22 protein-coding genes are annotated in these 25,496 nt (G+C 72.7%); 13 read left to right on the top strand and 9 right to left on the bottom strand.

The features are described from left to right. Window positions 1–120: 120 nt before the first annotated feature. On the bottom strand, window positions 121–1,053 hold the full coding sequence (locus ACFYZ3_RS20700) for a Ppx/GppA family phosphatase (protein WP_388519554.1): 933 nt from the start codon (window positions 1,051–1,053) through the stop codon (window positions 121–123). 71 nt (window positions 1,054–1,124) lie between these two features. Here ACFYZ3_RS20700 and ACFYZ3_RS20695 point away from each other — a divergent pair, with 71 nt between their 5' ends. Continuing rightward, window positions 1,125–1,940 carry a hypothetical protein gene (locus tag ACFYZ3_RS20695; RefSeq protein ID WP_361012345.1) on the top strand — a complete coding sequence of 272 codons (816 nt, stop codon included), beginning with the start codon at window positions 1,125–1,127 and terminating at the stop codon, window positions 1,938–1,940. A 61-nt stretch (window positions 1,941–2,001) separates the two neighbouring features. Here the strand turns inward: ACFYZ3_RS20695 and ACFYZ3_RS20690 are convergent, their stop codons facing one another. Continuing rightward, entirely contained in the window at window positions 2,002–3,792 is a 1,791-nt protein-coding gene (locus ACFYZ3_RS20690; protein ID WP_388519551.1) for a hypothetical protein, read from the bottom strand. Between the two features lie 601 nt (window positions 3,793–4,393). Between ACFYZ3_RS20690 and radA the strand changes: the two genes are divergently transcribed. Next, entirely contained in the window at window positions 4,394–5,803 is a 1,410-nt protein-coding gene (gene radA / locus ACFYZ3_RS20685) for a DNA repair protein RadA (RefSeq protein WP_388519549.1), read from the top strand. 81 nt (window positions 5,804–5,884) lie between these two features. Next, a complete protein-coding gene (gene disA, locus ACFYZ3_RS20680) occupies window positions 5,885–7,009 on the top strand; it encodes a DNA integrity scanning diadenylate cyclase DisA (protein WP_003975482.1) in 1,125 nt (374 codons plus the stop codon). Between the two features lie 36 nt (window positions 7,010–7,045). Here the strand turns inward: disA and ACFYZ3_RS20675 are convergent, their stop codons facing one another. After that, entirely contained in the window at window positions 7,046–7,885 is an 840-nt protein-coding gene (locus ACFYZ3_RS20675) for a hypothetical protein (RefSeq protein WP_388519546.1), read from the bottom strand. A gap of 186 nt (window positions 7,886–8,071) precedes the next feature. Here ACFYZ3_RS20675 and ACFYZ3_RS20670 point away from each other — a divergent pair, with 186 nt between their 5' ends. The 5 genes from ACFYZ3_RS20670 to cseC all read left to right on the top strand — a co-directional run bounded on the left by ACFYZ3_RS20670 (window position 8,072) and on the right by cseC (window position 12,888). Continuing rightward, a complete protein-coding gene (locus ACFYZ3_RS20670) occupies window positions 8,072–8,998 on the top strand; it encodes an A/G-specific adenine glycosylase (RefSeq protein ID WP_115742725.1) in 927 nt (308 codons plus the stop codon). 291 nt (window positions 8,999–9,289) lie between these two features. Further along, complete coding sequence (locus tag ACFYZ3_RS20665; RefSeq protein WP_003975479.1) at window positions 9,290–9,823, top strand: SigE family RNA polymerase sigma factor; 534 nt, start codon at window positions 9,290–9,292, stop codon at window positions 9,821–9,823. Beyond that, window positions 9,811–10,494, top strand: a complete 684-nt coding sequence (locus tag ACFYZ3_RS20660) for a hypothetical protein (protein ID WP_388519543.1) — start codon at window positions 9,811–9,813, stop codon at window positions 10,492–10,494. Before ACFYZ3_RS20665 ends, ACFYZ3_RS20660 begins: the two co-directional genes overlap by 13 nt. Window positions 10,495–10,625: 131 nt before the next feature. Continuing rightward, window positions 10,626–11,330 carry a two-component system response regulator CseB gene (gene cseB / locus ACFYZ3_RS20655; protein ID WP_361012331.1) on the top strand — a complete coding sequence of 235 codons (705 nt, stop codon included), beginning with the start codon at window positions 10,626–10,628 and terminating at the stop codon, window positions 11,328–11,330. 16 nt (window positions 11,331–11,346) lie between these two features. Continuing rightward, window positions 11,347–12,888, top strand: a complete 1,542-nt coding sequence (gene cseC / locus ACFYZ3_RS20650; protein WP_388519540.1) for a two-component system sensor histidine kinase CseC — start codon at window positions 11,347–11,349, stop codon at window positions 12,886–12,888. Between the two features lie 43 nt (window positions 12,889–12,931). Here cseC and ACFYZ3_RS20645 read toward each other — a convergent pair whose 3' ends face one another. The 4 genes from ACFYZ3_RS20645 to ACFYZ3_RS20630 form a co-directional block, all read right to left on the bottom strand. Continuing rightward, the gene (locus tag ACFYZ3_RS20645) at window positions 12,932–13,765 is read right to left on the bottom strand and encodes a phosphotransferase family protein (RefSeq protein WP_388519537.1); all 834 of its coding nucleotides are present in this window, start codon (window positions 13,763–13,765) and stop codon (window positions 12,932–12,934) included. An 82-nt stretch (window positions 13,766–13,847) separates the two neighbouring features. Further along, window positions 13,848–14,294 carry a VOC family protein gene (locus tag ACFYZ3_RS20640; protein WP_388519534.1) on the bottom strand — a complete coding sequence of 149 codons (447 nt, stop codon included), beginning with the start codon at window positions 14,292–14,294 and terminating at the stop codon, window positions 13,848–13,850. Between the two features lie 78 nt (window positions 14,295–14,372). Then, window positions 14,373–14,783 (bottom strand): helix-turn-helix transcriptional regulator, encoded by a 411-nt coding sequence (locus tag ACFYZ3_RS20635; protein WP_388519531.1) that lies wholly within the window; start codon window positions 14,781–14,783, stop codon window positions 14,373–14,375. Window positions 14,784–14,829: 46 nt separating this feature from the next. After that, the gene (locus tag ACFYZ3_RS20630; RefSeq protein ID WP_388519528.1) at window positions 14,830–15,282 is read right to left on the bottom strand and encodes an Lrp/AsnC family transcriptional regulator; all 453 of its coding nucleotides are present in this window, start codon (window positions 15,280–15,282) and stop codon (window positions 14,830–14,832) included. Between the two features lie 131 nt (window positions 15,283–15,413). On the opposite strand from ACFYZ3_RS20630, the gene ACFYZ3_RS20625 reads away from it, so the two are divergent. Continuing rightward, complete coding sequence (locus tag ACFYZ3_RS20625; RefSeq protein WP_388519638.1) at window positions 15,414–16,049, top strand: LysE family translocator; 636 nt, start codon at window positions 15,414–15,416, stop codon at window positions 16,047–16,049. Window positions 16,050–16,059: 10 nt separating this feature from the next. Continuing rightward, complete coding sequence (locus tag ACFYZ3_RS20620; protein ID WP_388519525.1) at window positions 16,060–16,503, top strand: GNAT family N-acetyltransferase; 444 nt, start codon at window positions 16,060–16,062, stop codon at window positions 16,501–16,503. Window positions 16,504–16,780: 277 nt separating this feature from the next. Here ACFYZ3_RS20620 and ACFYZ3_RS20615 read toward each other — a convergent pair whose 3' ends face one another. After that, window positions 16,781–18,379: an MDR family MFS transporter gene (locus ACFYZ3_RS20615; protein WP_388519522.1), complete on the bottom strand. Its 1,599-nt coding sequence runs from the start codon at window positions 18,377–18,379 to the stop codon at window positions 16,781–16,783. Between the two features lie 147 nt (window positions 18,380–18,526). On the opposite strand from ACFYZ3_RS20615, the gene ACFYZ3_RS20610 reads away from it, so the two are divergent. Then, entirely contained in the window at window positions 18,527–19,126 is a 600-nt protein-coding gene (locus ACFYZ3_RS20610) for a TetR/AcrR family transcriptional regulator (RefSeq protein WP_388519516.1), read from the top strand. 33 nt (window positions 19,127–19,159) lie between these two features. Here ACFYZ3_RS20610 and ACFYZ3_RS20605 read toward each other — a convergent pair whose 3' ends face one another. Further along, on the bottom strand, window positions 19,160–19,846 hold the full coding sequence (locus ACFYZ3_RS20605) for a M23 family metallopeptidase (RefSeq protein ID WP_109029464.1): 687 nt from the start codon (window positions 19,844–19,846) through the stop codon (window positions 19,160–19,162). 398 nt (window positions 19,847–20,244) lie between these two features. On the opposite strand from ACFYZ3_RS20605, the gene ACFYZ3_RS20600 reads away from it, so the two are divergent. Both ACFYZ3_RS20600 and ACFYZ3_RS20595 read left to right on the top strand, forming a co-directional pair. Continuing rightward, window positions 20,245–22,833: an NACHT domain-containing protein gene (locus ACFYZ3_RS20600; RefSeq protein WP_388519513.1), complete on the top strand. Its 2,589-nt coding sequence runs from the start codon at window positions 20,245–20,247 to the stop codon at window positions 22,831–22,833. Window positions 22,834–22,842: 9 nt separating this feature from the next. Next, the gene (locus tag ACFYZ3_RS20595; RefSeq protein WP_388519510.1) at window positions 22,843–25,428 is read left to right on the top strand and encodes an NACHT domain-containing protein; all 2,586 of its coding nucleotides are present in this window, start codon (window positions 22,843–22,845) and stop codon (window positions 25,426–25,428) included. Window positions 25,429–25,496 lie beyond the last annotated feature (68 nt).

Here is a 25,496-nt window from a genome sequence, read left to right as displayed (position 1 = left end):
GTTCGGCGTTGTGGTGAGTGCCATAGGTGCGGGGCCGGGGGGTGAGTGCCATAGGTGTGGGGCCGAGGGGTGGGGTCGGGGGTGGGGGTGGGGGCGGGTCGCGTTGTGGTTGCTCGCGCGTCATCCCTGGCCCATGTGATCCAGCCTGCGCAGGATCACGCCCTCCCGGAGCGCCCACGGGCAGATCTCCAGGCTCTCCACGCGGAAGAGGTCCATCGCGGCCTCGGCCACCAGGGCGCCGGCCAGGAGCTGGTGCGCCCGGCCCTCGGAGACGCCGGGGAGCTCGGCGCGCTCGGTGCTGGTCATGGCGGCCAGGCGGGGAACCCAGGCCTCCAGCGAGGCACGCTTCAGCTCGCGCTGGACGTAGAGGCCCTCGGCGGAGCGGGCGGCGCCGGTGATGCGGGCCAGCTGCCGGAAGGTCTTCGAGGTGGCGACCACGTGGTCGGGGGCACCGAGGCGGCTGAACTCGCCGACCGTCCGGGCGATCTCCGTACGGACGTGGCGGCGCAGCGCCCTGACGTCGTCCGGGTGGGGCGGGTCGTCGGGCAGCCGGGCCGCGGTCAGCCGGCCCGCGCCGAGCGGCAGCGACACGGCGGCGTCCGGTTCCTCGTCCATGCCGTACGCGATCTCCAGGGAGCCGCCGCCGATGTCCAGGACCAGCAGCCTGCCCGCGGACCAGCCGAACCAGCGGCGGGCGGCGAGGAAGGTGAGCCGGGCCTCCTCGGCGCCGGTGAGTACGGTCAGCTCGACGCCGGTCTCGGCACGCACGCGCGCGAGGACGTCGTCGGCGTTGCTCGCCTCGCGCACGGCCGAGGTGGCGAACGGCAGGAGGTCCTCGACGCCCTTGTCCTCGGCCGCCTGGAGCGCCTCGCGGACGACCGCGGCCAGCTGGTCGACACCGTCGGGGCCGATCGCCCCGTGCTCGTCCAGGAGCTGGGCGAGGCGCAGTTCCACCTTGTGCGAGTGGGCGGGCAGCGGGCGGGCGCCGGGGTGCGCGTCGACCACCAGCAGATGCACCGTGTTCGAACCCACGTCGAGGACACCGAGTCTCATGTACGGAACGCTACTGCGGGCGGGGCCCGCCGTGGTCCCGTCCTTCCGCTCCGGCGACTTACCCTGGAGCCGTGCCAAAGACGAAAAAGGCGAAGGACGAAAAGTCGGCCAAGAAGGACAAGAAGCACATCGCGGGCGACGAGAAGGGGCTCGACTTCGCGCGCGCGTGGGTGGAGTTTCCGGATCCGGCGGACGACGAGCAGGTCTTCCGGTGCGATCTGACATGGCTGACCTCCCGCTGGAACTGCATCTTCGGCAGCGGCTGCCAGGGCATTCAGGCGGGCCGCGCGGACGACGGGTGCTGCTCGCTGGGCGCGCACTTCTCCGACGAGGACGACGAGAAGCGGGTCGCCGGGCACGTGGCGCGGCTCACGCCGGACATCTGGCAGCACCACGCCGAGGGCACGCGGAACGGCTGGACCTCCGAGGACGACGAAGGCTCCCGGCAGACCCGGCCCTTCCAGGGCTCGTGCATCTTCCAGAACCGGCCCGGATTCTCCGGGGGTGCGGGCTGCTCGCTGCACATCCTGGCGCTGAAGGAGGGCCGGGAGCCGCTGGAGACCAAGCCGGACGTGTGCTGGCAGCTGCCGGTCCGGCGGACGTACGAGTGGATCGACCGGCCCGACGACACGCGCGTGCTGCAGGTGTCGATCGGTGAGTACGACCGGCGGGGGTGGGGGCCCGGCGGGCACGACCTGCACTGGTGGTGCACGTCGGCGACCTCGGCGCACGGCGCGGGCGACCCGGTGTACGTCTCCTACCGGCCGGAGCTGGTCGAGCTGATGGGCAAGGCGGGGTACGACCGGCTGGTCGAGCTGTGCGAGGAGCGGCTGGCCTCGCAGCTGCCGTTGCTGGCTCCGCATCCGGCGGATCCCGCCGGTCGCTGAGGCCGGGGGCCGGTTCCGGCTCCGGTGCCGGGTCCAGTACCGGTGCCGGTTCCGTGCCGGTCTACGAGTCCGACGGGCTCGGGGCGCCGCTGTCACTGTTGCCCGGTGGTGGGGACGAGCCGTCCGTGCCGCCGGTCGGGGACGGTTCGTTCGTCGTCGGGTCCGGGTCGGGCGGCGTCGGCGACGGGTCGCCGGTCGGCGTGGGGTCGGGCGGCTGCGACGTGGACGGCGACGGGTCCGGGTCCGGGTCACCGCCCGGGTGGGACGGGGACGACGTGTCGTCCGGCGGGCCGGGGCGCGGCCCCGGGCGGGTCGGGGCGGGTGCGGTGCCGTAGCCCTCGATCGCCACGACGGCGCCGGCGGGCGAGACGGCCACCCGTGCGCTCCACCGGCCGGACGGCTCGCGCAGGTGGTCGACGTACACCCTGACCGTCACGGCCTCGCCGGGGCGCAGAGTCCCCGAGGACTGGCTCAGGTAGAGCCAGGAGGCGCCGACGGACGCGGACCAGTGCACCGGGGCGTCGCCGGTCGCGGTCAGGGTGACCAGCGTGGTGTCCCCGTCGTGGCCCGCCGTCACCTCCAGGTGACCGGCCCCCTTCCCGCCGGTGCCGGAGACGCCGACGACCTCCACGGAGACGTCGGCCTCGCCCTTCTCGCCGAAGCCGGTGCCCGGGGTGGTGCTCGCGTTGCCGGCGTTTTCGTACCCGTAGGCGCCGCCCGCCGACTCGCCTTCCAGGGCGTCCGGGTCCTGCGCCTCGCTGGCGCTGGCCGAGCGGCCCTCCTCGCCCTCGACGACGGGGGTGCCCCGGTAGGCCGCCCACAGGGCGAGCACTGGGGCGGCCACGACCGTGGCGACGACGGTGGTGGTGACGGCACGGGCGCGCAGACGGTCCCGCCGGGCCGCGCGATCCTTGGGGTCCATGGGGAAACCGCGCCGGTCGAAGCGGGGGGCGGCGCCCCGCGCGCGCGGGGTGTGGGCCAGGGCGACGTGCAGTGCGGTGCGGGGGGCCTCCAGGACGGGCAGTTCGGCGGGGGTGACGCTGGTGCCGGGCCAGCGGCCGGGGATCGCGCGCTCGGCGGTCCGGCGGCAGCGCGGGCAGTCGTCGACGTGCCGGACCAGCTCGCGGCGCAGGGCGCTGCTGAGGACGTAGCGGTTGTCGCCGGTGAGGCGGGCGACGCCCGTGCAGGTGCCGGTCTCCACGACGGCCAGGGCGGCTCGGGTGCGTTCCACCTCGCAGGCGGCCGAGGCGAGCAGTTCCCTGGTGGCGGCGAGGTCCATGCCGAGGACGGCGGCGACCTCGTGGGGGGCGAGGTGGTGGCGCACGGCGAGCTCGAGGGCCTCGCGCTGCTCGGGGCTGGTGCCGGCGGCCTCCGGCCAGGCGAGGAGGGCGAGTTCGCTGCGGTGGCGCTGGTGCGTCTCGTCGGTTGCGGGCGTGGTGGGGGCGCTGGGGTTGGTGGCGGTGGCGGGAGTGGCGGAAGGGGCGGGGCGGCCCGCCGCGTGGCTGCTCGGACGTTTCTGCTTGGCCTCGGCCAGCTTGCGCAGGCAGGCCCAGCGGGCCAGCGCGTACAGCCAGGCCCTGCGGTCGGCCGCGGGGCCGGGGCCGCGGTGGCCTCGGCGCTCGGCGATGGCGAGGACGTCGCCCAGGGCGGCGGTCGCGGTGTCGTGGTCGCAGAGCACGGACAGGCAGTACGTGAACAGGCCGTCCAGATACGCGTCGTACGCGGCGTAACGCGCGGGTGGGCGCTGCGCCGGCGGCTGCGCCAGGGCCCTGGCCGCGGTGCGGTCACGCGCTTCCCGGTGCGCCCGGTGTGCGCCGGTCGTGCGGGTCGTGGTTTCCGGACTGCTCCTCATCACTCGGCGACCGTAGGGGGCTATGGGTGGCGCGAACTGGCGCGTTGGGCACTTTTAATCCGTACGGGTGAAACGATCCCTCATAAGGGGACAGGAAGCCGTTCTTCCGTGGCCGGGGCGGGGCGGGAGTCGTCCGTTCGGGGTGCCTGCGGCGGCCTGTGCGGGTTCGGTGGGGGTGCGCGTAGCGCGGTGCGTGCGGTGGGTGGGTCGGGGCCGCGCCGGGGGGTGTCCGTCCTCGGAACGGCGCGAAATCGGTTCCTTGAAAAGGCTCGGGGCGTTGACGCGCCAACCGCTGCGGGCGGACACCCCCCGACACGCCCCCTCAGCGCCGTACGCGGCTTCCCCCGCCAACGCCCCGCGTCCCGCCCCTCGCCGTACGCGGCTTTCCCCGATCCTGCCGCCGGTCCTGTTACGCCGCCGCAGCTGCGGGCAGTCGTGCCGCTGGGGCGGCACGGGTGGGCGCAGCGGCACCCCGCAACGCCGGGCCGCGTCACCCCGCGCCCGCACCCACCCCGGGGCCCCGGTAACACCGGGCCGCCCCCCCGGTGCCGGAGCGCGGACCGCGGGGTCGGTTGTCAGTGGGGGCGGTTACCGTTCGTGCATGGCTGCCCGTACGAAGTCCGCCAAGGAACGGCCCTCCTACCGCTGCACCGAGTGCGGCTGGCAGACGGCCAAGTGGCTCGGCCGCTGCCCCGAATGCCAGGCCTGGGGCACGGTCGAGGAGTACGGCACGCCCGCCGTGCGTACGACCACGCCGGGGCGAGTGACCACGTCCGCGGTGCCGATCGGTCAGGTGGACGGGCGTCAGGCGACCGCCCGCTCCACCGGCGTGCCCGAGCTGGACCGGGTGCTCGGCGGCGGTCTGGTGCCCGGCGCCGTGGTGCTCGTCGCGGGTGAGCCGGGCGTCGGGAAGTCCACGCTGCTGCTTGACGTTGCGGCCAAGTCCGCGAGCGACGAGCACCGGACGTTGTATGTCACCGGTGAGGAGTCGGCCAGCCAGGTGCGGCTGCGGGCCGACCGGATCCACGCCATCGACGACCATCTCTATCTCGCCGCAGAGACCGACCTCGCGGCGGTGCTCGGGCACCTCGACGCCGTCAAGCCGTCGCTGTTGATTCTGGACTCGGTGCAGACCGTCGCCTCGCCCGAGATCGACGGCGCCCCGGGTGGCATGGCGCAGGTGCGGGAGGTGGCGGGGGCGCTGATCCGGGCCTCCAAGGAACGCGGCATGTCCACGCTGCTGGTGGGCCACGTCACCAAGGACGGGGCCATCGCGGGCCCGCGGCTGCTCGAGCACCTCGTGGACGTCGTGCTGCATTTCGAGGGCGACCGGCATGCGCGGCTGAGGCTGGTGCGGGGGGTCAAGAACCGGTACGGGACGACCGATGAAGTCGGCTGTTTCGAGCTGCATGACGAGGGGATCACGGGGCTCGCCGATCCCAGCGGGCTCTTTCTCACGCGGCGGGCCGAGCCCGTGCCCGGGACCTGTCTGACCGTCACCCTGGAGGGACGCCGGCCGCTGGTCGCCGAGGTGCAGGCGCTGACCGTGGACTCGCAGATCCCGTCGCCGCGGCGTACGACCTCGGGGCTCGAGACCTCGCGGGTGTCGATGATGCTGGCCGTGCTGGAGCAGCGCGGGCGCATCAGCGCGCTGGGGAAGAGGGACATCTACAGCGCGACGGTGGGCGGGGTGAAGCTCTCCGAGCCGGCCGCCGACCTCGCCGTCGCGCTGGCGTTGGCGAGTGCGGCCAGTGACACTCCGCTGCCCAAGAACCTCGTCGCGATCGGCGAAGTCGGGCTCGCGGGAGAGGTGAGACGGGTCACGGGGGTGCAGCGCAGGCTCTCCGAAGCGCATCGGCTGGGGTTCACGCACGCCCTGGTCCCGGCCGATCCGGGCCGGGTCCCCGACGGCATGAAGGTCCTGGAAGTCGCGGACATGGGGGACGCCCTGCGGGTGCTTCCGCGCTCGCGTCGGCGAGAGGCCACACGGGAGGAGGAGGACCGCCGGTAGACTTTGCCCTGGTCTCGCCCGTCCGTACGACCGAGTGTGCGACACGGGAGCGCCAGAAGAACCTGCGACCGGAGGAGTGCAGTGGCAGCCAACGACCGGGCAGCAGCTCCCGGAAAGTCCGGTGGGAGTGCCGGTGCCGATGGCCTGATGCGCGCCTCACTCAGCGCCGTGGCGCCCGGCACCTCGCTGCGCGACGGCCTGGAGCGGGTCCTGCGCGGCAACACCGGCGGTCTGATCGTGCTGGGTTCCGACAAGACCGTCGAGTCGATGTGCACGGGCGGTTTCGTGCTGGATGTCGAGTTCACCGCGACCCGGCTGCGCGAGCTGTGCAAGCTCGACGGCGGCATCGTGCTGTCCTCGGACCTGTCGAAGATCCTGCGGGCGGGGGTGCAGCTCCTTCCGGATCCGACCATTCCGACGGAGGAGACCGGTACCCGGCACCGGACCGCCGACCGGGTCAGCAAGCAGGTCGGGTTCCCCGTCGTGTCGGTGTCGCAGTCGATGCGGCTGATCGCCCTGTACGTGGACGGGCAGCGGCGGGTGCTGGAGGACTCGGCCGCGATCCTGTCGCGGGCCAATCAGGCGCTGGCGACCCTGGAGCGGTACAAGCTGCGCCTCGACGAGGTCGCGGGCACGCTGTCGGCGTTGGAGATCGAGGACCTGGTGACGGTGCGGGACGTCTCGGCGGTCGCTCAGCGGCTCGAGATGGTGCGCCGGATCGCCACCGAGATCGCCGAGTACGTGGTGGAGCTGGGGACGGACGGGCGGCTGCTGGCGCTGCAGTTGGACGAGTTGATCGCCGGTGTGGAGCCGGAGCGCGAGCTGGTCGTGCGGGACTACGTGCCCGAGCCGACCGCCAAGCGGTCCCGCACGGTCGACGAGGCGCTCGCCGAGCTGGACAAGCTCAGCCATGCCGAGCTGTTGGAACTGTCCACGGTGGCGCGGGCCCTGGGGTACACCGGGTCGCCCGAAACGCTGGACTCCGCGGTGTCGCCGCGCGGTTTCCGGCTGCTGGCCAAGGTGCCGCGGCTGCCGGGCGCGATCATCGACCGGCTGGTGGAGCACTTCGGTGGTCTGCAGAAGCTGCTCGCGGCGAGTGTGGACGACCTCCAGACGGTGGACGGTGTCGGCGAGGCGCGGGCGCGCAGCGTGCGGGAGGGGCTGTCGCGGCTGGCGGAGTCGTCGATCCTGGAGCGTTACGTCTGACGCGCGGCGGTCCCGAGGGGGCGGCCGCGCGTCGTGTCAGTCGTTCTTGAGGACGAAGGACGTCTGGACCTTCTCGAAGCCGGGTGCCTTGGCCTCCACCAGGTAGGTGCCCGCCTTGGCCGAACCCGCCGGCGGCGTCCCGCACTCGGGGGCGCTGGGCTTGCGGTCCCACTTGGTGGTGTAGGTGATGCCGCTGCCTGCGGCGACCCGGTAGCGCAGGCTGCCCGTGCCCTTGACGCAGTCGTCCGAGGCCCAGTAGGCGTCGTCGCCGTCGGCCGGGGTGATGGTGAACACCGCGTTCTTCGGGCCGAGATCGACCTTGCAGTCGCTGCCGGACGTGTTCCGCGCGGTCAGTTCGAACGCGGGGGTCTGTCCGGGCGAGTAGCTGTTGCGGACGCTGCGCAGGCTCAACTTCACGGCGCCCGGCGTGCAGTTGGGCAGGCTCGACCCGGCCGGCAGCGCGTCGCCCGCGCCGACGCCGGTCACCGCGCCGCCCCCGCCGCCTCCGGCGCTTCCCGACCCGGCCGATCCACCGCCGGACGCTTCGTCGCCGGACCCGGAACCGTTGCCGGAGCCTTCGCCGCCGGAACTCGAGCCGGAACCCGAGCCGTTGGAGTCGCCGCTGCCCGACTCGTCGCGTCCGCCCGGCGCCTGGCTGATCGCCGGGCCGGACCCCGAGGGGCCCGGAGTGATCGACGGTGCGGGGTTCTTGCCGTTGGCCCCGTCCTCGCGGCCCTTGCCGCCGTCCCCGCCGCCGGAGACCACGATCCACGTGATCAATAGCGCCAACAGGGCGAAAAGAGACAGCAGTACGGCCCTCCGTCGCCAGTAGATGGTGGAGGGAAGCGGCCCGACCGGATTGCGCAGAGATCCCACGGCGCAAACTGTACGAGAGATCGACGCGTTCCCTTGTCCCACCCGCCGTTTGGGCCCGCAACTTTTACGGATCATCATTCCGGAGACCGTCCAGAAGCCCCTTTCGGCGGCCGGATGACGTCCGCGACGGTCTCCGGGTGGCGGTGTTCCCGTGCGGCGGTCCTCCCGTGGCAGGATCGGAGGGACATGACTGCGCCCACGAAGCCCTCGCCAGGCGGACCCTCCGACCCCGCCGCGTCCGGTGTGCCGCTGCACGCCCCCGTCATCGACTGGTTCGACGAGCACGCCCGCGATCTGCCGTGGCGGCGCCCCGAGGCCGGGGCCTGGGGCGTGATGGTCAGCGAGTTCATGCTCCAGCAGACGCCGGTCAGCCGCGTCCAGCCCGTCTACGAGCAGTGGCTGGCCCGCTGGCCGCGCCCCGCCGACCTCGCCGCCGAGGCGCCCGGCGAGGCCGTGCGCGCCTGGGGCCGGCTCGGCTACCCGCGCCGCGCCCTGCGCCTGCACGGCGCGGCGGCGGCCATAACGGAACGGCACGGCGGCGACGTACCCGCCGACCACGCCCAGCTGCTGGCACTGCCCGGCATCGGCGAGTACACGGCCGCCGCGGTCGCCTCCTTCGCCTACGGCCAGCGGCATGCCGTGCTGGACACCAACGTCCGCCGGGTCCTCGCCCGCGCGGTCACCGGTGTGCAGTACCCGCCGAACGCCACCACCGCCGCCGAGCGGAAGCTGGCGCGGGCGCTGCTGCCCGAGGAGCAGGCGAGTGCCGCCCGCTGGGCCGCCGCCTCCATGGAGCTGGGCGCGCTGGTCTGCACGGCGAAGAACGAGTCGTGCCACCGCTGCCCGATCGCGGCCCAGTGCGCCTGGCGGCTGGCCGGCAAGCCCGCCCACGACGGTCCGCCACGGCGCGGGCAGACGTACGCGGGCACCGACCGGCAGGTACGCGGACGGCTGCTGGCGGTGCTGCGGGACGCGGCCGGGCCGGTGCCGCAGGCGGCCCTCGACCAGGTCTGGCAGGAGCCGGTCCAGCGGGCCCGTGCCCTGGACGGTCTGGTGGCCGACGGTCTGGTGGAGCCGCTGGCGGACGGTCTGTACCGGCTGCCGCTGAGCTGACGCACAGCCCGCTTGTTCTCGTGACAGCTCCGGCGGCATCTCCGTGACAGCCGCCCCGCCGGACAAATCGCCCAATGTCGCCATCAAGTGGGCTGCCGGTTTACCCGGTTCCTACTTCCGTTACACAACCGACGGACAGCCGAGGGTTTGCCGCAGGCTGCATCGCACAGCGCCGTGACAACGCTTCCCTACCTTCGTTTGTGTGCCCCCCGGGCACAGCACGACTACGGACCACAGGCAGTGGGCCGGCGGTGACCACCGTCGGAGTACGGGGATCGGAAGGCGGTTGACATGGGCGAGGTGCTCGAGTTCGAGGAGTACGTCCGCACCCGGCAGGACGCGCTGCTGCGCAGCGCCAGGCGCCTGGTCCCCGACCCCGTCGACGCCCAGGACCTGTTGCAGACCGCGCTGGCGCGGACGTACGGGCGCTGGGAGACCATCGAGGACAAGCGGCTCGCGGACGCCTACCTGCGCCGGGTGATGATCAACACCCGGACCGAGTGGTGGCGGGCGCGGAAGCTGGAGGAGGTGCCGACCGAGCAGCTCCCCGAGTCCCCCATGGACGACGCCACCGAGCAGCACGCGGACCGCGCCCTGCTGATGGACGTCCTGAAGGTGCTCGCCCCGAAGCAGCGCAGCGTCGTCGTGCTGCGACACTGGGAGCAGATGTCAACGGAGGAGACCGCCGCCGCCCTCGGCATGTCGGCGGGAACGGTCAAGAGCACGCTGCACCGGGCGCTCGCCCGGCTCCGCGAGGAGCTGGTCGCCCGCGATCTGGACGCACGGGCGCTGGAGCGTGAGGAGCGGGAGCGTTGCGCGGCCTGACCGACGGTCGGACACCCGGGGGGACCCGGAGAACCACGCAGGCGGCGAGTACGGCGGTGGCCGTGTTCGTCGCCCTCGGCGTTTCCCTGGCCGGCTGCGGGACCGGGGGCACCGGCGCCCGGGACGAGGGGCCGGCCCACGCGGACACGGTGGGCGGCGGGGCCTCGTCGTCCCCCGCGCCCGCGGCGAAGGCGTCCCCCTCGCCCTCGAAGGCCCCCGACCGCGTCGACGCGGTGCGGCTCGTCAAGGCCGACCCCAAGGTGTCCCCGGAGGTCAAGCGCGAGCTGAAGCCGTGCGTCGCCGACGAGTACCCGGTCGACGTGTCGTACGGGAAGGTGACGGGCGGCTCGGCGGACGACGTCGTCGTCAACGTGCTGACGTGCGGTGACGCGGTGGGTGTGGGCAGTTACGTGTACCGCGAGGAGGACGGCGCGTACCAGAATGTGTTCAAGGCCGAGGAGCCCCCGGTCTACGCGGAGATCGACCGCGGCGACCTGGTGGTGACCAAGCAGGTGTACGACAAGGGCGACCCGGTGTCGAGTCCGTCCGGCGAGAACGTGATCACTTACCGCTGGGCGTCGGACCGGTTCACCGAGGAGTACCGCACGCACAACGACTACAGCAAGGCCGCGGGCAACGCGCCCACCCCGGCTCCGGAGCCGGACAGCTGAACCGTCGGCCGCCCCGACCGCCGTGAACCGACCGGGCCGCTCGCACCGATGACCCAGTGAGCGCGGTACGCGTAGCGGCGGCCCGTTCGACCGTTCGACCCGACCACACCCTGAGGACTGAGAGCACCGGGATGGCAGATCAGACCCACGTCCTGTTCGTCGAGGACGACGATGTCATCCGCGAGGCCACCCAGCTCGCCCTCGAGCGGGACGGCTTCGCGGTCACCGCGATGCCCGACGGACTCTCCGGCCTGGAGTCCTTCCGGGCCGACCGTCCCGACATCGCCCTCCTCGACGTCATGCTCCCCGGCCTCGACGGCGTCAGCCTGTGCCGCCGGATCCGGGACGAGTCCACGGTGCCGGTGATCATGCTGTCGGCGCGGGCGGACTCCATCGACGTGGTGCTCGGCCTGGAGGCGGGCGCCGACGACTACGTCACCAAGCCGTTCGACGGGGCCGTGCTGGTCGCCCGGATCCGGGCGGTGCTGCGCCGCTTCGGGCACGCCGGGGGCAGCGACCGGTCGGAGGCGGCCGACGCCGCGGGCAACGGGGGCGTGCTCACCTTCGGCGACCTGGAGGTGGACACCGACGGCATGGAGGTGCGCCGGGCCGGGCGGCCGGTGGGTCTCACGCCGACCGAGATGCGGCTGCTGCTGGAGTTCTCCTCCGCGCCGGGCACCGTCCTCTCGCGCGACAAGCTGTTGGAACGGGTGTGGGACTACGGCTGGGGCGGGGACACCCGGGTCGTCGACGTGCACGTGCAGCGGCTGCGGACCAAGATCGGCCAGGACCGGATCGAGACGGTCCGCGGCTTCGGCTACAAGTTGAAGGCCTGAGCGGGGATACAGGGATATGCGGGGGTTCTTCCGACAACGCCGGAGCGTCTCACCGCCGGGGCACCCGTACGACCGCACGGGGCCGGGCGGTCATGCGGGGCCCGGCGAGCACGCAGGACCGGGCGAGCACGCCGGACCGGACGGGCGTGGGCGGGTCTTCGGTGTGCGCGGGCTGCGTGCCCGGGGTATCCGCACCGGGCTGCGCTGGAAGCTGAGCGCGGCCATCGCGCTGGTCGGCGCTCTGGTGGCGGTCGCGCTGAGCCTGGTCGTGCACAACGCCGCCCGGGTGTCGATGCTCGACAACGCCCGCGACCTCGCCGACGACCGGGTCCTGATCGCCCAGCGCAACTACGAGCTGTCCGGGCGGCAGAACTTCCCCAACGCCCAGATCGACGACCCCGCCCTGCCGCCGGAGCTGCGCCGCAAGATCGACGCGGGGCGGCGGGCCACCTACGTCTCCGAGCGGCCGGACGGTGTGACGGACATCTGGGCGGCCGTGCCGCTCAAGGACGGGCACGTGATGTCCCTGCACTCCGGTTTCACCGACCGCAGCGCGGACATCCTCAGCGACCTGGACCAGGCCCTGGTCATCGGTTCCATCGCGGTCGTCCTCGGCGGCAGCGCGCTGGGCGTGCTCATCGGCGGTCAGCTGTCGCGCCGGCTGCGCGAGGCCGCCGCCGCGGCGAACCGGGTCGCGGGTGGTGAGGCGGACGTCCGGGTGCGGGACGCCATCGGCGGCGTCGTGCGGGACGAGACGGACGACGTCGCGCGTGCCGTGGACGCGATGGCTGACGCCTTGCAGCAGCGCATCGAGGCCGAGCGCCGGGTCACCGCGGACATCGCGCACGAGCTGCGCACCCCGGTCACCGGTCTGCTCACGGCCGCCGAGCTGCTGCCGCCGGGCCGGCCGACCGAGCTGGTCCTCGACCGGGCGAAGGCGATGCGCACCCTCGTCGAGGACGTCCTGGAGGTGGCCCGGCTCGACGGGGCCTCGGAGCGGGCCGAGTTGCAGGACATCATGCTGGGCGACTTCGTGTCCCGGCGGGTCGCCGCCAAGGACCCCGGCGTCGAGGTGCGGGTGATCCACGAGTCGGAGGTCACCACCGACCCGCGCCGCCTGGAGCGCGTGCTGTTCAACCTGCTCGCCAACGCCGCCCGGCACGGCCGCTCGCCCGTCGAGGTCAGCGTCGAGGGCCGGGTGATCCGGGTCCGCGACCACGGGCCGGGCTTCCCCGAGGACCTGCTGGCCGAGGGCCCGAGCCGGTTCCGCACCGGCAGCACGGACCGGGCCGGCCGCGGGCACGGGCTCGGCCTGACCATCGCGGCCGGTCAGGCCCGCGTCCTGGGCGCCCGGCTCACCTTCCGCAACGTACGCCCGGCCGGCGCCCCCGCGCACGTACCGGCCGAGGGTGCGGTCGCCGTCCTGTGGCTCCCGGAGCACGCACCGACCAACACGGGGAGCTACCCGATGCTGCCGGACCGGTCGAAGGGCGGGGCGTCGTCGTCGGCCCGGGACATGTCCCGGGAGGCCTCCCAGGGGGCTGCCCGGAAGCCGTGACGCCGGGCTCGGCGCTCAGGTCCCAGGTCCCAGATCTCAGGTCTCAGATTCGGTCGAGTGCGGCTCGGACCCGGTCGAGCCCTTCCGCCCGCCAGTGGTCCCGGTCGGGCATCTGGTCGTCCCGGCGCCAGCGCCAGGCGGAGAACAGCGCCCAGTTCAGCGCGCGGCACCGGAGTGTCAGCGTGTGATCGGCGCCCGCGTAGTGCTCCGCCACTTCCTCGGGCCCATGGGCGAGGTCGAACTCGACCGGCCCGCGGCAGCACGTGGCGAGGTCGACGAAGAGCGGGCCTTGGCGTGTGTTCAGGAGGTTTCCCGGGTGCGGCTCGCCGTGCAGCAGTTGGTCGCCTGCTCGGTCGGCGCCGATCTCGGCACTCAGGCCGCCGAGTGTGTCGCGGAGGAATCCCCGGTCGGAGTCGGACAGCTCCGGTGACCGCTCCGGGTCGTCCACGCCTGCCAGTGCCACGGCCACTCGACCGGTGAAGTGCGGTGCGTCCACGTCGATCCGGCGCAGGGCGGCGTGGTGCCGCATGAGCGCGTCCGCGTAGTCGGCCGGCGCGATGTCCCGCCCCACGGGGGCGTAGTAGGTCCAGAGCGAGACGGCGAAGGTGTCCCGCACCTGGACCTTGGGGTCGGTCCGCGGGTGGAGCGCGCCCACTGGAGCGTCGGCGTCGGCGAGCCGGTGGGCGACCTCCACTTCGAAGGCGGAGTCGGTCAGATGCCCCGAGGGCGCGACCCGGGCGAGAACGTCGCAGGGCAGCAGGCGCAGGACGACGCGGTCCGAGTTGTGGACGACGACCACGTCGTCGGCCCGGAGCCCCTGGTCCGAAGCGGCCGTCCGTCCGGCCTCGACTGCGCGGCGGAGTTCAGCCGGCTCCACACCATCCTCCTTCGTGGGGTCGGTGCCCATGATTCCGGCGCGGGTCGTACCGGTCGAGTGGTTTTACTCCCGGGGCCCGTCCCTAGCAGGCGAAGTCCTGGTCCATGTCGAGGCCGCCCTCGCGGGGCTGCGTGAAGGAGAACCAGTTGCCCGAGTCGTCGCGGAACAGGGCCTCCGTGCCGTACGGGCGTTCCTGGGGCTCCTGGAGGAACTCGACGCCGCGGTCCTTGAGCTTCTTGTAGTCGCCGTGGATGTCGTCGGTGGTCAGGACGCCGGCGCCGAGGGCGCCCTTGGACACCAGCTTCTTGATCATCTCGGCGGACTCGGGGTCCATCGCGGGGCCGCTCGGCAGCATCAGCGTCAACTCGACATCGGGCTGGCCCGGGGAGCCGACGGTGAGCCAGCGCATGCCGCCCTCGCCCATGGTCATGTCGGTGCGGACCTCCAGGCCCAGCTTCCGCGTGTAGAACTCCTTGGCCCGGTCCTGGTCGAGGACCCAGACGGTCGAGATGGCGAGGCCCTTGATCATGACGTACTCCCGTCGTCCGCGTTTCCGCTCTTTCCGCGGCCCTTGCGGCCCGCTCTGCCACGGTAGGCAGCGGCGGCGTCAGTCCGCTTCTCCGGAATTGCGGCGCACCCCGCCCGCCCAGTGCATGACGTAACAGCCCGGGATGAGGGCGGTGCCCCGGCCCACGTGCTTGGTCCGGTACTCGCTCGGGGTCAGGCCGGTGCGGGCCTTGAACCGGGTGGAGAAGGTGCCCAGGCTGCTGAAGCCGACCAGGTGGCAGATCTCGGTGACGGACAGGTCGGCGGTGCGCAGCATGTCCTCGGCGCGCTCGATGCGGCGGCGGGTGAGGTACTGGCCGGGGGTCTCGCCGTACGTCTCCTTGAAAGCCCGTAGGAAGTGGTACCGGGAGTACCCGGCGTGCGCGGCCACCGCGCCCAGGTCGAGCGCCGGGTCGGCCCAGTCGCGGTCCATGGCGTCCTTCGCCAGCCGCAACTGCCGCAGCTTGTCCATGTGCCGATGGTGGCACGGGGCACCGACAGCGAACCGACGCCGGAGGTCACAGGGGCAGCGGGCGGGCCTCGACCAGGTTGGCCATGACGAGGGTGGAGCTGAGGCGCTGGACGCCGGGGAGGGAGGCGAGGCGTTCGTCGTAGAGCCGTCGGTACGCCTCCAGGTCGCGGGTGACGACGCGCAGGAGGTAGTCGGGGTCGCCGAACAGCCGCTGGGCCTGGAGGACGTGGGGGTTCTCGGCCACGGCCGCTTCGAAGGCGGCCACGGTCTGGCGGTCCTCGTACCGCATGGTGACGAAGACCAGCGCCTCGAAGCCCAGGCCGAGCGCGGGGGCGTTCAGTGCGGCGTGGTAGCCGGTGATCGCCCCGGAGCGCTCCAGCGCACGCAGGCGCCGGTGGCAGGGGGAGACGCTGAGGCGGACCCGCTCGGCGAGTTCGGTCAGGGTCAGCCGGCCGTCCTTCTGCAACTCCGCAAGAATCTGCCGGTCCACGTCGTCCATGGAGCAGATCTTTCCACGGGCGGGGCACGACGAGGGAAAAGTTGAAAGCACCTTTCGGACAATCTTTCCTAATCTTCCTCGGGAGAGCCGGAAGAAGTGTCCGGAAGAAGTGTGAGGTGGAGACGGTGGAGATGGCCGGCATCGGGGCCTTCTGGTCGGTGTCCTTCCTGCTGGTGCTCGTGCCGGGAGCGGACTGGGCCTACGCGATCACGGCGGGGCTGCGCCACCGGTCGGTGCTGCCCGCGGTCGGCGGCATGCTGGGCGGGTACGTGCTGCTGACCGCCGTGGTCGCCGCGGGCCTGGCGACCGCGGTCGCCGGTTCGCCGACGGTGCTGACCGCGCTGACGGCCGCCGGCGCGGCCTATCTGATCTGGCTCGGCGCCACGACCCTGGCCCGCCCCGCGGCGCCCCGGGCCGAGGAGGGCGGCGACGGAGGCGGCTCCGCCTCCTGGGTGGGCCGTGCGGCCAGGGGGGCGGGCATCAGCGGCCTCAACCCCAAGGCGCTGCTGCTGTTCCTCGCCCTGCTGCCGCAGTTCGCCGCCCGGGACGCGGACTGGCCCTTCGCCGCGCAGATCGTCGCGCTCGGCCTGGTGCACACGGCCAACTGCGCCGTGGTCTACACGGGCGTCGGCGCCACGGCACGCCGGATCCTGGGCGCCCGCCCGGCCGTCGCCACGGCGGTGTCCCGCTGCTCGGGCGCGGCGATGATCCTGGTCGGCGCCCTGCTGCTGGTGGAGCGACTGCTCGCCCAGGGGCCGACACATTAGTCTGACGATCATGGCGGACTGGGGAGTGCGACCGGCCTCGGCGGGGGACGTCGAGGCGGTGGCCGAGTTGCGCGCCCTGGTGCTGCGGGCGGACCTGGAGCGGCTCGGGCGGTACGACGCGCGGCGGGTGCGGCAGCGGCTGCGGGACGGGTTCGTCCCGGCGCACACCCGGGTGATCGAGGTGGGCGGCGCGTTCGCCGGGTGCGTGGCACTGCGGCCGGCCGGGGACGCCCACTGGCTGGAGCACTTCTACCTGGACCCGCGGGTGCAGGGCGGCGGCATCGGTACGGCCGTGCTGCGCGGGCTGCTGGAGCGGTGCGACCGCGAGGGCACGGTGGTCCGGCTGAACGTGCTGCGGGGCAGTCCGGCCCGGCGGCTGTACGAACGGCACGGGTTCGCCGTGGAGAGCGAGGATCCGGTGGACGTGTTCATGGTGCGCCCCGCACGGCCGTAGCCTGACGCGCCATGGGGTGTACGGATCCAGGCAGAGGTCGGCTTCCCGGTCAACGGCCCAGTCGCCGGTACCGGGCGACCGCCGCCGCGGCCTCGGCGACGCGGAGCTTGGGGATGACGTCCTCGTCCATGACGTCCTCTCCATGACGCCCTCTGCATGACGTCCTCGTCGCACCGGGGCTCGGCCGGGCCACGGCCCCGCCGCCACGACGAGGCCCCCGGGTGGTCGGAACCATCCGGGGGCCTGGTCAGGAGGAAGGCGGTGGTCCGCCGCGAGGTCACACGGTCTCGGTCACCGGTGTCTTCGCCGCGGCCGGGTCGCCGTCACCGTCGGCCGGGGCGTCGGCCGCCTTCGGGCCCGCGCCCTTGAGCGGGACCTCCTTCACGAAGACCGACGCGACCAGCGCGAGGACGGCCACCGCGGAGCCCAGCAGGAACGCGGTGTGGGTGCCGGCGGACACCGCGTGCTGGTAGGCGTCGCGGATCGCCGCCGGCAGCGCGTTCAGCGCGTCCGCCGTCAGCGTCGCCGACTGCTCCGTCGCCTTGGCGCCCGAGCCCGCGGCCCGCTCGGCCATGACGTCCTGGACGCGGTTGTTGAACAGCGCGCCCATGATCGCCACTCCGAAGGACGAGCCGAGGGTGCGGAAGAGGGTGGTGGAGGAGGACGCGACGCCCATGTCCTTCATCTCCACGCTGTTCTGCGCCACCAGCATGGTGATCTGCATCAGGCAGCCCATGCCGAGACCGACGACGGCCATGTACAGGCCGGAGGTGAAGCGGGTGGTGTCGGTGTCCATGGTCGACAGCAGGTACAGGCCGACCGTCATCAGCGCGCCGCCCGCCACCGGGAAGATCTTGTAGCGGCCGGTGCTGGTGGTGACGCGACCGGCGACCATCGACGTGACGAGCATCGCGCCCAGCATGGGCAGGAGCAGCAGCCCGGAGTTGGTGGCGGACGCGCCCTGCACCGACTGCTGGTACAGCGGCAGGAAGAGGGTGGCGCCGAACATCACGAAGCCGACGATGAAGCCGATGACGGACATCAGCGTGAAGTTGCGGCTGCGGAAGATGTGCAGCGGCAGGATCGGCTCGGCGGCCCTGGTCTGCCAGAACACGAACCCGACCAGGGCGGCGACGCCGATACCGATCAGCTCCATGATCCGCGCGGAGGTCCAGGCGTACTCGGTGCCGCCCCAGGTGGTGACGAGCACGATGGCGGTGATGCCGATGGTCAGCAGTGCGGCGCCCAGGTAGTCGATCCGGGCCTCGCTGCGCTTCTTCGGCAGGTGCAGTACGGCGCTGATGGCGATCAGCGCGATCACGCCGAGCGGAATGTTGATGTAGAAGGACCAGCGCCAGCCCCAGTGGTCGGTGATGGTGCCGCCGACCAGCGGTCCGCCGATCATCGAAAGCGCCATGACACCGGCGATCATGCCCTGGTACTTGCCGCGCTCCCTGGGCGGTATCAGGTCGCCGATGATGGCCATGACGCCGACCATCAGACCGCCGGCGCCCAGGCCCTGGATCGCCCGGAAGCCGATGAGCTGGCCCATGTCCTGGGCCATGCCGCTGAGCGCCGAGCCGACCAGGAAGATCACGATCGACGTCATGAACGAGCCCTTGCGCCCGTACATGTCGCCGAGCTTGCCCCACAACGGCGTGGAGGCCGCGGTGGCCAGGGTGTAGGCGGTGACGACCCAGGACAGGTGCTCCAGGCCGCCCAGTTCGCCCACGATCGTCGGCATCGCGGTGCCGATGATCATGTTGTCGAGCATCGCGAGCATCATCGCGATCATGAGGGCGAGCAGGACGACCCGCACGCTCCTCGGCTGCTTTCCGGCGTCGGCCCCGGCCGCCGCCTCCGTTTTCTCGGCCATCTCTCCTACTCCCCCAGCTACCGCTGTGCCGCTTCCCACTTACTTGCCGCCCGGCAAGTTGTCTACACTGGGAAAGGTAGGCGCGTAACTAGCCGGGCGTCAAGTAAGTTTTTCGGAAAGTGCGCGGGGCAGGAGGTGCGTAGGAGGATGGGCGGCACAATGAACGGCACCAAGCAGCAGCGACGCCGCGGGGACACCCGCCAGCGCATCCAGGACGTGGCGCTCGGGCTCTTCGCGGAGCAGGGGTACGAGAAGACCTCTCTGCGCGAGATCGCCGAGCGCCTGGACGTCACCAAGGCCGCGCTCTACTACCACTTCAAGACCAAGGAAGAGATCCTCGTCAGCATCTTCGAGGACCTCTCCCGGCCGCTGGAGGACCTGATCGAGTGGGGGCGGGAGCAGCCGCACACCCTGGAGACGAAGCAGGAGATCATCCGGCGCTACAGCGAGGCGCTGGCCGGCGCGGCGCCGCTGTTCCGCTTCATGCAGGAGAACCAGGCCACCGTGCGTGACCTGCGGATCGGCGAGCTGTTCAAGCATCGGATGTTCGGCCTGCGCGACATCCTCATGGACCCCGAGGCGGACCTGGTCGACCAGGTCCGCTGCATCACCGCGCTGTTCACGCTGCACGCCGGGATGTTCGTGCTCCGGGACCTCGAAGGCGACCCCGAGGAACAGCGTGCTGCCGTTCTCGAGGTCGCCATCGATCTGGTGACCCAGGCCCACCGGGGAGCCGAGGGCGCGTAGGGGTGCCGTCACGGCACCCCCTGGCCCCGTCCGTCAGACGGTCACGCCCTTGCCGCGCAGGAAGGCGACCGGGTCCACGGCCGAGCCGTAGTTCGGGGTGGTGCGGATCTCGAAGTGCAGGTGCGGACCGCTGGAGTTGCCGGTGTTGCCGGACTTGGCGATCGACTGGCCCGTCTTCACGATCTGGCCGATCTTCACGTTGATCTTGGACAGGTGCGCGTACTGGGAGTACGTGCCGTTGCCGTGCTTGATGACGATGGCGTTGCCGTAGGCGGGGCCGTCGCCGGCGCCGTTGCCGCCGGCCTTGACCACGGTGCCGCCGTGGGCGGCGACGACGTTGGTGCCGATCGGCACGGCGAAGTCCTGACCGCTGTGCTTGTGCGCCCACATGCCGCCGTTCTGGGCGAAGCTGGCGCTCAGCTCGTACTTCTTGACCGGGTCGACCCAGGAGGCGGCCTTCTTCTTGGTGGCCGTCTTCTTGGCGGTGGTGCTCTTCTTGGCGCTCGCGGCGGCCTTCTCGGCCTTCGCCGCCTTGGCCTGCGCCGCGGCCTGGGCCTCTACGGCGCTCGCGGCGGCGGTGGTGCTGGAGGCCGCCGTGGTGCCGGTGGCGGCCGCGACCCCGGCTCCCAGTGCGACCGAGGCTCCGAGGCCTGCGGCCATCACCGCGGCGCGGGTGCGGATGGTCGTACGGGAAGAACGGGACGTGACACGCGGAAACATTCGAACCTCATGGGGACGGGTGCAGAGGAATGCCCACCGGCGGGACGCACAAGGCGCTCACCGGGCGGGCTCAACCTTGGTAACCCGGCGACCCCGAACCGCACAAAGGTGTGACCTACGACCCTATTTAGTACTTCAGGCTGAAACTTCACCACTCCCACCAGAGCGGCCATTTTGGACAAAACCAGCTCAGAGCCCCGGAAAGCCCCCTGCCGGGTGCTCCGGTATGTCCGTTTTCGTAGTTCTTGTGGCGGCCACTATTCCCCGTAGTACACGGCAATCGGCCTGTGCGGCACATCACCGGCGGCCATGATCGAAGAGCCGGTGATTGTGACGGGGGCTACTCCCGTCCCGGCTAACCCGCCCCCCGCACAAGGGGGTTCACCTAGGCTCGGAGCATGGTCGACGTCACAGCACTCGGGGCCCGTGTCGCCTCCAGCGCGGTCGCACCGCTCGTCCGCCGGCTCTTCGTCCGGGACGGGCCGGGAGCGGGGCTCGTGGACCGGCCGGTGCGGATATCGGCGCTGGTGTCCTTCCGGGGCGAGAAGCGGAACGTCACCCCCAAGGACGTCGACAAGATCGCCTCGGAGCTGGTCCGCAGGGCGCTGACCTCGGCCGGACCCGGCGAGGAGCCCGTGGACGCCGCGGAGGCGGCGGCCGTCAAGGACGCCCTGGCCCGCACGCTCTCCCGGCTCGGCGAGATCACCGTCGAGGACTACGAGGCCGTCGGCCTCGGCCCCGAGCGCTTCGCCCGCGAGCTGGGCGCCGGCGTGTCCCTGGCCCCGTACGGGCTCGGCGAGGGCGGCACCCTGCTGTACGAGCGGCTGCTGCACACCGCCTCGCTGCACATCCTGAACTTCCTCACCCAGCGCTCCACCTACGTCGCCCGCCGGCAGACCGTCCAGACGCAGCAGCTGGCCCGGCTGGTCCAGGCCGTCGACGTCCTGCTGGAACGGCTGCCGTCCCAGTCGGCCGAGGACGCCGGGTTCGAGGAGCGCTACGCGGACCACGTCGCCGCCCGGTACGGCACGCTCACCATCTACGGGCTGGACGCCGGGACCCGGGAGTGGCCGCTGGACACGGCGTACCTGAGCCTGGAGGCGACCCGGCCGCGGGCGGGGCGGAACGGGCGCCGGGACCCGGAGTCCGCGGTCGTGGCCGCCGAGCAGGTGCTCGCCGGTCACGACCAGGTGTTCCTGCGCGGCGTCGCCGGGTCCGGCAAGACGACGCTCGTGCAATGGCTCGCGGTCACGGCGGCCGGCCGGGTCTACGACCACGGGCTGACCCACCTCATCGGGCGGGTGCCGTTCGTGCTGCCGATGCGCCGGATCGTACGGCCGGGTGCCGAGCTGCCCGTTCCCGGCGACTTCCTGCGCGCGGTCGGCTGCCCCGTCGCCGGGGAGCAGCCGCCTGGGTGGGTGGAGCGCGTCCTGCGGGCCCGGCGCGGGGTACTGCTGGTCGACGGCATCGACGAGATCGCCGGGGACCGCCGTGCCGCCGCCCGGCGCTGGCTGCGCGAGCTGGTGCGGGCCTTCCCCGGGAACCTGTGGCTGGTCACCTCGCGGCCCTCGGCCGTACCGGAGGACTGGCTGGCCGCCGAGGGCTTCAGCGAACTCGTCCTCGCCCCGATGGGCCGTGACGGCGTCGCCACCTTCGTACGGCGCTGGCACCGGGCGGCCGAGGTGACCGAGTCCGTCGGCGAGTCCCTGCTGGCCTCCGTGCGCAGCACCTCGGAGCTGAACGGGCTCGCCACCAATCCGCTCATGTGCGGCATGCTGTGCGCCCTGCACCGCGACCGGCGGGGTTTCCTGCCCCAGGACCGCAGGTCGCTCTACGAGGCCGCCCTGACCATGCTCCTGGAACGCCGGGACCGGGAAAGGGAACTGCACGGCTCCGACGGCGTGCGCCTCGCGTACGCCACGCAGGTGCAGCTGCTGCAGAAGCTGGCGTGGTGGCTGATCCGCAACAGCCGGCAGGAGATGGACCGGGACGAGGCGCTCGGCATCGTGGACCGGGCGCTGCCCGCGCTGAACCTGGCCGACGCCGGTGGGGAGGAGGTCTACCGCGCGCTGCTGCTGCGCTCCGGGCTGCTGCGCGAGCCCGCCGAGGGCCGGGTGGACTTCCTGCACCGCACCTTCCAGGACTATCTGGGGGCCCGGCTCGCCGTGCAGGAGATGGACTTCGACCTGCTGGTCAACCACGCCCACCTGGACGAGTGGGACGACGTGATCCTGCTCGCCCTCGCCCATGCCCGGCCGAAGGAGGCGGAGCAGATGCTGCGCCGGCTCACGGAGCTGGGAACCCCGCGCGGGACCCTGCTGGCGGCGGCCGGGCTGCGGTACGCGGCCGAGGTCGCGCCGACGGTGCGGGGGCGGGTGGAGGACGGGCTGGCCACCCATGTTCCGCCGACCACCTTCGAGGCGGCGCGGGAAGTGGCGCGGGCCGGTGGTGATCTGGTGCTGGGGCTGCTGCCCGGGCCGGAGGACGGCATCGACGACAGCACCGCGGCCAGGGTGGTGCACACGGCGGTCAGCGTGGGCAGCGAGGCGGCGCTGCAGTTCCTGTCCCGGTTCCGGGAGCACACCGGCGCCGACGTCCAGGAGTTCCTCGCCACGTCCTGGAACCGATTCGACCGGGAACAGTACGCCAGGGAGATCCTCGCGCACCTGCCCCGGCAGAGGGCCGTCGAGGTGACCACGACCGACGACCTCCACGTGCTGCGCTCGCTCGGCGGCTGGGAGCACATATTCGTCCGCGGCGCGTACCGGGTGGACGACCTGACGGAACTGGTCGTCCCCGAGCGCCTCACGCACCTGACGCTCGAGGCTCCGCACCCCGTCGAGGGGCTGGCCTGGCTCACGGCCTTCCCCCGGCTGCGAACGGTGTCGGTGCTCGCGGACCTGGACGAGGCCGTGGCCCGGCAGGTGCCGGACGGAGTGGAGCTCCAGGGCCCGTTCGCCTCTTTGTCCTCCCAACCCCAGGGGTAACCCACCTTCATGGATGCCGTCGTCCGCACGCCCTCCCGTCTCGCCGCCCCCCTCGTCCACCGGCTCTTCCGCGACCCCGCCCGCCCACCGGTCTTCTCCGAACCGGTCCCCGGCCTCGTCTCCTGGCGCGGTGCCAGGGCCGCGGCCACCCCGGACGACGTCCACCGCACCGCCGCCGACCTGGTGCACCTCGCCGCCGAGCGGCATGCCGCGCCCACCGCCGAACTGGCCCCGGTCGTCGACGTCCTGGCCCGCACCCTGCTCGCCATCGCCGAGGTCGACGTCACCGACGCCGACGCCGTACGGCTGGGTCCGCAGGACTACGCGCGGCGGCTGCGGGGCGCGGTGCAGGGCGCCGACCGGGAACTGTCGCCGGACGCGGCCTGGTTCCACGACGCGCTGCTGGTGTCGGTGTGCCTGCACGTCCTGCACCACCTGGTGCGGCGCTCCGCCTACCTCCAGCGGCAACTGCCGGGGCGGGCGAGCCGGATCGCCCAGCTGGTCGACCTGGGGGACGCCGAGGCGGCGGCCCGGCACGCCGAACGACCGGAGGAGGACGTGGCGTTCGAGGCCGAGTACGCCGAGTGGGTGGCCCGGCGGCACGGCTGGCTGACCATCGTCGGCGTGGACTTCCCCAACGCGCCCGACCGTTGGCCGCTGGAGGAGACCTACCTGAGCCTGGAGGCGGAGGAGCGCAGCGGCGGGGTGGGCGGAACCGAGGACGAGCAGCGCACCGTGCTGCTCGCGGACCGCGCCCTGGAGGACCACGACCGGGTGCTGCTGCGCGGCGGCGCGGGTTCGGGCAAGACGACCCTGGTGCAGTGGCTGGCCGTGGCCGCCGCCCGGGAGGGCTCCCGGATCCCCTTCGTGCTGCCCGTGCGCCGCTTCGCCCGCGAGGGCTTCCCGGCCCCGGACGACTTCCTGCACGCGGTCCGGCACCCGCTCGCCGACCGGGCCCCGGAGGGGTGGGTGGTGCGCACCCTGCTCGCGGGCCGGGCCCTGCTGCTGGTCGACGGCATCGACGAGGCGCCGGAGAAGACCCGCGGCGAGCTGCGCGACCGGCTCCGCCGGCTGCTGCGCGTCTTCTCCGGCAACGGCTGCCTGGTCACCTCCCGGCCGTCCGCCGTCGCCGACGGCTGGCTGTCGGGCGGCGGGCTGGCCGAGGAGGACTTCGTCGAGCTGTCGCTGGCGCCCATGTCCCGGGACCGGGTGACCCGGTTCATCCGGGACTGGCACTCGGCGGCCCGCCTCGACGAGCAGAGCCGCTCCCCCGGCCCGCGGGAACGCGAGCGGGAGCGCCGCACGCTGGACGAGTACGAGCAGCGGCTGCTGCACTCCGTACGGATCTACCGCGAACTGCGCCAGCTCGCCACCAACCCCTTGATGTGCGGCCTGATATGCGCCCTCAACCGGGACCGGGCGGGCTCCCTGCCCAGCGGCCGCAAGGAGCTGTACGACGCCGCCCTGGAGATGCTGCTCCAGCGCCGCGACCCCGAACGGGACGTCCTGTACGCCGACGACGTGCGGCTCCAGCAGAGCACCAGGGAACGGCTGTTGCAGAAGCTGGCCCACGCCATGCTGGAGGAGGACGCCTCCGAGCTGACCCGGGAGCGGGCGGTCGGCATCCTGGACGCCGCGCTGCCCGCGATGCCCGCCGCCCGCGCACAGGGGGACGGTGCGGAGATCTTCCGGCATCTGCTGCACCGTACGGGCCTGTTGCGCGAACGGTCGGGCGAGTCGGTCGACTTCGTCCACCGCACCTTCCAGGACTACCTGGCCGCCAAGGAGATCGTGGCCCGCGGCCGCTTCCCCACGCTGGTGGACCACGCCCACCAGTCCGAGTGGGAGGAGGTCATCCGCATGGCCGCCGCCCACGCCCGCCCCGAGGAGTGCGCCCAGTTCCTGGAACGGCTGCTGGCGCCCGCGCCGGGACTGCGCCGCCCGCAGATCAACCACCGCAGGCTGATGGCCGCGGCCTGCCTGGACCACGTCACCGAGCTCGACCCGGCCGTCCAGCGGCTCGTCCACGACCGCACCAAGAACCTGGTGCGCCCGACGACGGAGCTGGCCGCCCGGGGGCTCGGCTGGGTCGGCCCGATCGTGCTCGAGCTGCTGCCCGACCCGGGTCAGGTGCCCGACGACCGGCAGGCCCTGCTGCTCGCCTCCACCGCGACCCGCGTCCAGGACGACGCGGCCATCGACTACCTGGTCCGGCTGCGCACCCGTGCCGCCCTGCCGGTGCGCACCGAACTGGCCCGGGGCTGGCGGCACTTCGACACCGAGCGGTACGCCCAGGAGATCATCGCCCACCTGGACCCGGACGGCCTCTACTTCCCGGTCGCCGACACCGCCGAGCTGGCGGCGCTGCGCGAACTCGGCGGGCGTCCGCGCATCCAGGTGGCCGGGGTGATGCGGGCCGAGGAGCTGCTGGCGGGACTGCTGCCCGACCAGCTGACCCACCTGTGGCTCAACGCGGAGCTGCCCGACACGGACGTCTCGTGGCTCTCCGGCTTCCCCCGGCTGCGGGTGCTGCGGGTCAATCCCCGGCTGCCGCGGGTGCGGAACGTGCCGGACGGGGTGGAGATCACGGCGTAGGCGCAGGCGCGGACGCAGGTGCGGACGCGCAGGTCGGACGGCTGACTACTGCTCAGTAACCCAATCGT

Origin of the sequence: Streptomyces sp. NPDC001599 (assembly GCF_042893535.1) — a bacterium.
Taxonomy (GTDB): Bacteria; Actinomycetota; Actinomycetes; order Streptomycetales; family Streptomycetaceae; genus Streptomyces.
This window is presented reverse-complemented; position numbering and strand designations above follow the sequence as displayed.

Coding starts and splice junctions, on each gene's coding strand:
- ACFYZ3_RS20700 (WP_388519554.1), bottom strand. CDS start 1,053: ATGAGACTCGGTGTCCTCGACGTGGGTTCGAACACGGTGCATCTGCTG.
- ACFYZ3_RS20690 (WP_388519551.1), bottom strand. CDS start 3,792: ATGAGGAGCAGTCCGGAAACCACGACCCGCACGACCGGCGCACACCGG.
- radA (WP_388519549.1), top strand. CDS start 4,394: ATGGCTGCCCGTACGAAGTCCGCCAAGGAACGGCCCTCCTACCGCTGC.
- ACFYZ3_RS20670 (WP_115742725.1), top strand. CDS start 8,072: ATGACTGCGCCCACGAAGCCCTCGCCAGGCGGACCCTCCGACCCCGCC.
- ACFYZ3_RS20665 (WP_003975479.1), top strand. CDS start 9,290: ATGGGCGAGGTGCTCGAGTTCGAGGAGTACGTCCGCACCCGGCAGGAC.
- cseB (WP_361012331.1), top strand. CDS start 10,626: ATGGCAGATCAGACCCACGTCCTGTTCGTCGAGGACGACGATGTCATC.
- cseC (WP_388519540.1), top strand. CDS start 11,347: ATGCGGGGGTTCTTCCGACAACGCCGGAGCGTCTCACCGCCGGGGCAC.
- ACFYZ3_RS20640 (WP_388519534.1), bottom strand. CDS start 14,294: ATGATCAAGGGCCTCGCCATCTCGACCGTCTGGGTCCTCGACCAGGAC.
- ACFYZ3_RS20635 (WP_388519531.1), bottom strand. CDS start 14,783: ATGGACAAGCTGCGGCAGTTGCGGCTGGCGAAGGACGCCATGGACCGC.
- ACFYZ3_RS20630 (WP_388519528.1), bottom strand. CDS start 15,282: ATGGACGACGTGGACCGGCAGATTCTTGCGGAGTTGCAGAAGGACGGC.
- ACFYZ3_RS20625 (WP_388519638.1), top strand. CDS start 15,414: ATGGCCGGCATCGGGGCCTTCTGGTCGGTGTCCTTCCTGCTGGTGCTC.
- ACFYZ3_RS20620 (WP_388519525.1), top strand. CDS start 16,060: ATGGCGGACTGGGGAGTGCGACCGGCCTCGGCGGGGGACGTCGAGGCG.
- ACFYZ3_RS20615 (WP_388519522.1), bottom strand. CDS start 18,379: ATGGCCGAGAAAACGGAGGCGGCGGCCGGGGCCGACGCCGGAAAGCAG.
- ACFYZ3_RS20610 (WP_388519516.1), top strand. CDS start 18,527: ATGGGCGGCACAATGAACGGCACCAAGCAGCAGCGACGCCGCGGGGAC.
- ACFYZ3_RS20605 (WP_109029464.1), bottom strand. CDS start 19,846: ATGTTTCCGCGTGTCACGTCCCGTTCTTCCCGTACGACCATCCGCACC.
- ACFYZ3_RS20600 (WP_388519513.1), top strand. CDS start 20,245: ATGGTCGACGTCACAGCACTCGGGGCCCGTGTCGCCTCCAGCGCGGTC.
- ACFYZ3_RS20595 (WP_388519510.1), top strand. CDS start 22,843: ATGGATGCCGTCGTCCGCACGCCCTCCCGTCTCGCCGCCCCCCTCGTC.